This is a genomic window from Pseudomonas sp. P4_D7, from assembly GCF_056401755.1.
Window position 1 is genome coordinate 1 of the sequence record NZ_JBFUIR010000087.1, and the last position, 8,102, is coordinate 8,102.

The following is an 8,102-nucleotide window of genomic DNA, read 5'->3' on the forward strand; positions in this document are numbered from 1 at the left end:
GACCCGGATATTGCGGCGTTGGGCCGTTTCGTCACTACTCGAAAAGGGGATGACGTTGGGCGATTTCGCACCCCCTCACTCCGATACGTCGCAGACACTGCCCCATATATGCATGACGGCAGCATTCCGACGCTCGAAGCAGCCGTTGACCAAGAGGTATATTGGAGAGGACTAGCGAGCGGCGCCCCGATCGCCATAACAGTTAGCGAACGGGACGCCTTAGTCGCTTTCTTACACACTCTTGGTGTCGAAAAGACGAACTGCGGCGTACAAGCCTCGATCAGCTCACCGTGACGGACTTGATCCGAATATCTGCCCCCGAGGCTTCCGCCTGTTTACGTAGCTCTTCGTCGCGGTGACCGCCGCCAACAACGACGATCGTCAAGCCCGTCGCACGTCCTGCCGTCACTCCCTTGAGGGCCTGAATAATAACTTCAGCCGTCTTATCAGGGTCGGGACCGCCGATACCAATGGTCCTACCTGGCACGGTGCTTTGCTCGATTAGGGTGGCTATAGCTTCCGACTCGTTCTTGCGCTTGCTCTCCGCATCGGCGTCGCCATCCGAAGGGACAAAAAATGTGTAGGGTCGCGAGCTCACTTTCGGCGCATCCGACGCCAACCCTTGGCGAATAACTTGACCCCAAGCGTTGCCGTCGTGCTTATCGGATGGGGCGACCAAGACCGCGTCCTTACTTGCCCCACCCTCTCGATTGCAGCCCACGCCCATGACTGCGATGGCCAGAATCACAAAAAAGGTCGACTTTCGCATACGTCTTGTTCCCTAAGAAGTTGTTGGAGTCTAAGGCACAAGATTGACGAAATGTAAGAGCACCGTCACGTGGCTCGCAACTCGGTCTGAGCCAGCCCAAATCCCTAGCGCATTAATGCCGGCGACCCTACGACGCCCCCCGCCCTCAGTAGCGGTCCGATTTTGAGTCCGGGATTAATGTAACTGTTTCGCGTAAGCGGCGGGAGTCAGCCCGCCGAGTGCCTTCTTCGGTCGCTCTCCGTTGTATTCCCGTCGCCAGTTTTCGATCTCGGTTCGGGCATGCAGCAGGCTGGGAACCCAATGTTCGTTGAGGCATTCATCGCGAAGCCTTCCATTAAACGATTCGATGTAGGCGTTCTGGTTCGGCTTGCCAGGGTCGATCAGTCACAGCTGCACGCCGCGTTCGTGTACCCATGCGACCATGGCCTTGCCACAAAACTCCTTTCCGTAGTACCTTCCGAAGCATGATTTAGTGGGCAGCCATCGTCGACGAGAGCATCCTGAATGTTCTTACGCACGACAGGAGCTGCGACGATGACTACCCGTCTCGATGCTACGCCCGTTGCCACCTGGGTCGCGATTGATGTCGCAAAACACCATCACGCTGTTCTGATTGAGACACCGGATGGAAGGCACCGGCGCTTCCGGCTAGCAAGCACGCTGGAAGACCATCAGCGATTGGTTGAGTATCTGCAGGCAGCGCCTCAGCCTGTACGAGTTGCCATGGAGCCCACCGGCGACTACCACCGAACACTAGCTCATCGACTGCTCTCTCATGGCCTGGATGTTTGTCTCGTTTCGTCCGTGGCTGGTGCTCGCTTTCGTGAAGCGATGTACAACTCTTGGGACAAGAACGATCCCAAGGATGCTGGTGTGATACTCGCACTGCTTAAGCAAGGTATAACGCAACGGTACGTCGATCCGCTGATAGCCGGCCATCACGGGCTACAGGAGCTATCAAAAACGCACTTCCAGATCAGCTTGGCGAGGACTCGCCTACAGCACAGTCTCATGACGCACTACTTGCCGCTGTACTTTCCTGAGATTGAGCGTTTCTTTTCCAGCAGCCACGCCGACTGGTTCGCCTGTTTTCTACAGTTGTTCCCAACGGCATCGTCGATCAAGGCGCGAAGTTTTGAGCAGTTCAAGGACGAAGCTTGGTCAGCGGTGGGTCGAAAGGTGAATAAGGCTAACTGGCTCCTGGAGCTCTACAACCGAGCTCAAAATAGCATTGGTTTGCCCATTTCCTCGGATTCGATTGAGATCGAGACTTTCCGGTTGCAGCTTCGGCGTTTCCAGCTTCTGGTCGAGCAGCGCGATGCACTCGTTGAACGCGCACACGCTTTACTTTCAGGCCAGGAAGACTATGAGGCACTACGATCACTCCCGGGGGTGGGGCCGGTRATTGCGCTGACCATTCTTGCAGAGGCTGGCGATCTTCGGAGGTTCCCCCATCACCGTCAGTTCTTAAAATATTGCGGGCTTGACCTGTCCAAGTGCCAGTCCGGACAGTTCAAGGGACACGAGAAACTCTCGAAGCGTGGCTCTGCGCGCCTCAGGTTCGCATTCTGGTTCGCAGCCAGCATTGCCGTCCGTATGCGCGAAAATAGCTTCCGGGACAAATACGAACGTTACATCAAGAGCGATCCGTTGAATGCGGATCGAAAACGGAAGGCGATGACCGCCGTCTCTGCGAAGATGGCGCGCGTGGCCTACTCGTTAGTAAAACATCACAGCACGTATCGCTGTTATGCCGAAGATGCTTTACCCCGTGGATCGATCCGTCTCAGTAGGGCCGTCGGGACCACTAGGATCCTGTAGATAATGCTCGGACCTTCCACGGGGACCCTATGCTGTTTTAAGTACGGTGGAGGCTGCCGATGATGCGGCGGACCTCGTGTTTACTATGGTCAGCTCAAGGGACATCTCGTTTCGTGGAAGCCCACGGATAGCTTCGTGAAGGCTGGCGATGCACCCTCAAAGGCGCTTTGCAGCGCTAAGGGAACACTCGTCTCGGAAGAAGGCTTGACTTCGTATTTAGTACGTTATCGCTGCGAATGATCTTCGGCAGACCCCGAGTGGCGGCCAGGCGAGCGCTTGCGCTCATGCCGGCGATCGCTAGCGACCGGTGCTCACTCAGCTCCTGGCCGATCAGGTAGCCCACCAGCTCGCGCCGGTCCGGTGCGCTCACCATCTTCTTCGCAGAGCTTCCTTGATGACCTCGTTCTCAAGGAGCTGCTCGGCCAGCAGCTTTTTTAGGCGTCCGTTCTCCGACTCCAGGTCCTTCAGCCGCTTGGCCCCGGGCACGCTCATGCCGCCGAACTTGCTTCGCCACAGGTAGTAAGAGGCTTCACTGAAGCCCTGCTTGCGACATAGGCCCTTGACCGGCACGCCTGCCTCGGCCTCGCGCAAGAAGCCGATGATCTGCTCTTCGGAAAAACGCTTCTTCACGTCCAATCTCCTTCCCGTGGGGGATTGAACTCGAAACCGGCGCGCTACTCAAATCTGGGGGGACGTCGCGACATCAACGTAGTGGGGAGGTAAACTCTTAGCATTGCCCAATCCTCATGAGCCGCTCAAGATCGCGGCGATCGCCTTGGCACCTTCATCCGACCCCGCATCGATCTCGAAGGTGGTGCCCGAAAACGGACCAGAGATGAACGTACTGACGATGACTTTTCCATAGACGAGAATGAGGGCGTGGCGAGTGCCAGTCTTCAGCGCGGCAGCGAAGAATTTACTGACCGCCCGTCCATCGGTCTCCGAGAGAGTCAAGACGACTTCTAAGTGCTCTGTCACCCGGTTGTACTGCAATGCGACTTTTTCGGCGGTCAGCCGCATTTTCGCATTGCCATCCAGACACTGCTCCGGGCCGCCACCCATGGGCATTCGAGAGTCCCAGTAATGCACCTCCCTTACGAGAGACGCGCTCCCGTCACAGGTCAGGCCGATAACCATGGGACGGGGGCCTCGTGCGGCATCCGGCCTGGCGTGCGTTCCGCCGTCACTCGCAGCCACCGGTGCCGTGAGGATAAGCATGAGCAGCGCGGCGAAGGCACGCGCAGGCCGAGCGATGGTAGAACCCGCGTCACGAGCACGCGTCCAATGCGAAGTCATGTGGAACCCCTGTGGCCGATCCATACCGGCGCCCTGAATGCTGGCGACGCTACTCCAGACCTCTCTTCGGATGCAAGCCGCTGCAGAATTAGGGTCGCGCCTCAGATCAGATCGTCGAGTTCCGTGTGGTCGACATGCAGCGGATCCACGATTTGCCTCTGTATCGTGCCGATGCGTGAGGCCACTACCGCTCGATAGCCTGACTCAGAAGATCAACAGTATCGAAAGCTCTTGCCAGGACTAAATCGTCGTCCCAGGCACCATCTGTCGAAGCCATAAAGATCAGCCATGCTTTGATCGCTTCGTACTCCTCACTCGTCATCCCAACCCAGAGAAGCTTGAATCGATCGCTCCAATACGTTTCATCAGGACCGGCGTCCAACATCTGGAATATCGGCGAGACAAATAAGGGAGTGACGCGACTCCGGTACATGGCAAGAACCATAAACTGAGGTATGTAGTACCGGAACGACCCTGGTGTCATCGCGTACAGCGCGTCCGCATGCTCCTGGAGAAACGCCCAGTCAAGATCCTGTCGCAAACGGCGACCGACTTGTTCAGCATCCTGCCTGTCGCTAATCAGCGGACGAGAAACGTCGCAGATCACGCTCGGTCGATTTCTGCATTTGAAGGCTGCGTAGATCTGATCGACGATGCTCATCATTGATCCAATTCAGGTCATCGAGTTACAGGCGATCCACACGCGGCGACAATCATTCCCCCTTGATCCCTTGGAAACGGCACTCCGCCGCGACACATCGTCGCCGCACGCCTCGCCATCGTCAACTCAGGTGCTGTTCGTTCTTTGGACCGACTGCCAACTGAGCCAAACAACGAACACGACGACTTCAGTATTCACGCATCGGCGTGCTCGGACCGAATAACCGTCGCAACCCGATGACTCCGAGTCCCGCAGCACAACCGCCCATGGCGAAGGGAAGCCAGCCGAGCATCAGAAGGTCGGCTAACCGCCTGCCGATCGGCACGCCCAGTACTTCTTCTCCGTCCATAGACCAAAGCATGCTGAGGCCTATGGCAAGCATGAGGAGGCTACCGAGCCCGAACTTGAGTTCGAAGCTGGCAGTGCGCCCCACCCGGAATATGTTGTTGGGAGTCCACAAGCGAGTAGCGAATGCGGCGACTGACGCTGGAAATACTGGACAAACCCAGAAGAAGTAGATCGCCGTGAGATCGGGGAAATCGGAGCCTAGAGCCCAATGGCGCGCAGGAATGATGGAGACGTCGTCCACGACTGCGTTCAGGCTCTCCCATGCCGAGTCGTTGCACGAGGCGAGATACGTTGCCATCGCTGCAACAACGCTGGTAAGAATGATCACGCCGACGAGCAGGCGATACACCACACGTTCTCTATCCGTCATAGTAGCCACTCAATCGTATGATCCCCTGGAGACGGCACTCGGCCGCGGCACAGCGTCGTCGCAACACTCGCCATCGTCAACTCAGGCGCTGTCCGTTCTTTGGACCTCCTCCCAACTGAGTCCTGCATGCGCCTCAGCCGTGCTGTGGGCTGGGGCACATCGTCACCGTAGCCAGAGCTTCCGAATCCATACTCATCGGCGAACCTCCGCCTCGTTACCACATGCTACGGGGATCATCACCGGGCAGCGGAACATGGTCGGCAGGGATGACCCACCCCATCTTGCGTACGAGAACAGGAATGGCACGCTTGGCGACCTCTACCCTCACGACCGCAATGATGTCCTCCACGTCGTCGTAGTCGCTGCGGAAGGTCAGCCTGGGCAACTTGTCGCCTTCACCCGTAAACAGCTTGTAGTGGCGGACGACCGCGCCTTTGTAGTCGACGTCCTTGCAACGCACGCTTGTGATCTCGTCCCACCTAACCCGGCCAGAGCGGAAGCCAAACAACGATCGCGCCATACCTTCCGGCGTGAGGACGATGTCCTGAGTCATAGAAAGCGCAGGTAAAACGAGGACGGATACAAGTCCTAGTGCCACCGAAAACGTTCCAAGGACGTGCAACCAGTCGTCGGTCCGCCTGACTTCGCCCTTTGCCATAGCTAAGGCGAAAATCAACGCCACGAAGACGATGCCCCGAATCATGACCTTGCATTCGCACTCGAAGACGCGCTCCTGTGTCGTCATGCTGATGCATTCGGCCGTAAGGTGACTTCGCAGCGCGTAATCGTCACCGCTGACATATCAGCGCAGAGGGCAATCAGCGCGTCGAACTTACTCGAGTATCCGGGAAGGCTGCTCGTTCCTCGCGGAACTGCGGGAACGCATATCCACTCTATGTCCGAATAGTTCACCGGGCCCGAACCGAAGCCCGGATCTCGCAGCCCATACTCCGTGAACGCATCGGGTCGATTTGGCGTCCATTGCTCATAGACTGACCTGTCGTTCCGGTATTTGACACAGACATCAAGGCGCACACCCGGCGCATCGTCCGCATCCATGAGTGCCTGCAAGAACGACTGGATGGCCTCGACGTTAGGTGTAAACACGTCTGGGCTCTCGCCCCTTTCCGGGTCCGACCTGGATATTTCGAACACCACGTCGAGCCCGAGGTCTTCGAGATCATTCAGTAGCGCGGAGGGAACCGTGACAGCGACGCTCGCCCCCGTCGGATGGCAAATGTGAAGTTCTGCAGTGCCGCCCGCCCCGCTCACCGTGACGAAAAAGTCTCTCAGATAGCTCAACCCCGTCGCGCACGCTTCCAGCGCGTCCTCCAAGGGGAGCCCCCCGCCCTCGAACAAGTTGAATTCCGAGTGTGAGTCCGACCGAAAGCTACCGAGGTGCCGCCCTTCCGGACTGAACGCGTGGTCGCCTTTCCCCCAATGAAAGTCAGCACGCGGCCCGACTGCGCGCTCGAAGTCTCCGACCGTCAAAAATGTGCTCGTCAAATGCAGGCTGCTTGTGACTGTCATTCATGTACCCCAGCAGATGCTTCGGCTTTCGCATGTTGGGTAGCGGCGATTTCGTCAGCATCGCTGTTCCGGAAGGTCGTCTTGTCGTCGTCAAGGACAAGGAAGCCGTGGCTGGGATACGACCACTCGGACGTGGGGACGCTCGCCACTGCCGTACCGTCACGGTAATTCATGACAGCGATCACCCGGTTGAATCGAGGATTCTTCAAGACGAACCAAGGTGTCGAAGTCCCTGGAAAGAACAACGTCATCCACCCATCCAGCGTTACTCGACGCCAGAAAGACGGTCCAAGCCTTGATCGCGTCATATTCATCGGAATTCATGCCGACCCAGTAACGGCGGAAGGCATCACTCCAGAACGTCGTATCCGGCCCTGGGTCCAACATCTGGAATATCGGAGAGATGAAAAGTGGCGATGTCTCACTCGCGACCATACCCAGAATCATGAATTCTGGAAGGTAGTACCGAAAGGCCTCGGGCGTCATGGCATACAGCGCATCGGCGTTTTTTTGCAGGAACTACCAGTCCAGTTCTTCACGGCTGCGCCGCTCCAGACGCTCTGCGTCCTGCCGGTCCGTTACAGGCGATCGAGACCTATCGGCAACAATTTCTGGTCTGGTACGCCATGCAAAAGCCTCTCGAATTTTCTTCGTCAAATCGTCCTTATTCATCCTTCCATCCTGCACGTGGCTTTGGTCCGGCATCAAGCGGGACGGACACGTTGCCCTCTCTACCCACCGATCGAAACCGGCACTCAGGACACGTGACGACACAGGAATGGTCAGAATCCGGCGAGTTCCAACCTGGGGCTTTATCGACTAGCACGTCGTCGCGAAACGCGAGCGTCAAATCCCACTGCCCGTTGACCACGTATCGCTTGGTTCTGACTCCGAGAAACTGGACATCATTGATCTTCGTCGATAATCCACCCCAACGAAGCTCGACTTCGCCGCTCCTCAAGGAACGACTGCAATAAGGTAGACCTAGTGCAGCTTCGGCATCCTTCCTCGTCGTCTGTCCCACTATCGTAGCGCTGTACGCTGCCTTCATTCGGGTCGCCCGCACCCTGTCGTCCGGAAGCATCCCGCCATCCCAGTAAGTACATCCTGCGAGCAGGAGCACAATCAGGGCCATCACCCCATGATGATTGACGGATCTCACCGTATCAGTCCGAGTTCCGTGCCATCCCTTCTTGCGTATCATTTTCGCTCCTTGAAAACCAAAAAAGCGGCGACCCAAAGGTCGCCGCTTTCGCCAAACTTACTTGGCTCCTGCAGCTGTCCACTCCTTCAACCACGCATTCACC

The 8,102-nt window shown here is 57.3% G+C and carries 8 protein-coding genes and 2 pseudogenes; 2 read left to right on the forward strand and 8 right to left on the reverse strand.

Annotated elements, in window-relative coordinates:
- Window positions 1-280: 280 nt before the first annotated feature.
- Both AC1DVF_RS27905 and AC1DVF_RS27910 read right to left on the reverse strand, forming a co-directional pair.
- The gene (locus tag AC1DVF_RS27905) at window positions 281-769 is read right to left on the reverse strand and encodes a hypothetical protein (RefSeq protein ID WP_477783495.1); all 489 of its coding nucleotides are present in this window, start codon (window positions 767-769) and stop codon (window positions 281-283) included.
- Between the two features lie 174 nt (window positions 770-943).
- Window positions 944-1,216 (reverse strand): annotated as a pseudogene (locus AC1DVF_RS27910) (integrase core domain-containing protein); the annotation flags it as partial.
- 87 nt (window positions 1,217-1,303) lie between these two features.
- Between AC1DVF_RS27910 and AC1DVF_RS27915 the strand changes: the two are divergent.
- Complete coding sequence (locus tag AC1DVF_RS27915; protein WP_477297692.1) at window positions 1,304-2,590, forward strand: IS110 family RNA-guided transposase; 1,287 nt, start codon at window positions 1,304-1,306, stop codon at window positions 2,588-2,590.
- 271 nt (window positions 2,591-2,861) lie between these two features.
- Here AC1DVF_RS27915 and AC1DVF_RS27920 read toward each other — a convergent pair.
- From AC1DVF_RS27920 to AC1DVF_RS27945, 6 genes and pseudogenes are all read right to left on the reverse strand, one after another.
- Window positions 2,862-3,220, reverse strand: a pseudogene (locus tag AC1DVF_RS27920) (transposase); the annotation flags it as partial.
- 114 nt (window positions 3,221-3,334) lie between these two features.
- Entirely contained in the window at window positions 3,335-3,652 is a 318-nt protein-coding gene (locus AC1DVF_RS27925; RefSeq protein ID WP_477783496.1) for a hypothetical protein, read from the reverse strand.
- Between the two features lie 418 nt (window positions 3,653-4,070).
- Entirely contained in the window at window positions 4,071-4,547 is a 477-nt protein-coding gene (locus tag AC1DVF_RS27930) for a hypothetical protein (RefSeq protein ID WP_477783497.1), read from the reverse strand.
- A gap of 187 nt (window positions 4,548-4,734) precedes the next feature.
- Complete coding sequence (locus AC1DVF_RS27935; protein ID WP_477783498.1) at window positions 4,735-5,265, reverse strand: hypothetical protein; 531 nt, start codon at window positions 5,263-5,265, stop codon at window positions 4,735-4,737.
- Between the two features lie 214 nt (window positions 5,266-5,479).
- The gene (locus AC1DVF_RS27940; RefSeq protein ID WP_477783499.1) at window positions 5,480-6,010 is read right to left on the reverse strand and encodes a hypothetical protein; all 531 of its coding nucleotides are present in this window, start codon (window positions 6,008-6,010) and stop codon (window positions 5,480-5,482) included.
- On the reverse strand, window positions 6,007-6,600 hold the full coding sequence (locus tag AC1DVF_RS27945; protein WP_477783500.1) for a hypothetical protein: 594 nt from the start codon (window positions 6,598-6,600) through the stop codon (window positions 6,007-6,009). The genes AC1DVF_RS27940 and AC1DVF_RS27945 overlap by 4 nt, the downstream gene beginning before the upstream one ends.
- Before the next feature lie 366 nt (window positions 6,601-6,966).
- Here AC1DVF_RS27945 and AC1DVF_RS27950 point away from each other — a divergent pair, with 366 nt between their 5' ends.
- Entirely contained in the window at window positions 6,967-7,563 is a 597-nt protein-coding gene (locus tag AC1DVF_RS27950; protein ID WP_477783501.1) for a hypothetical protein, read from the forward strand.
- The last annotated feature ends 539 nt before the right edge of the window (window positions 7,564-8,102 follow it).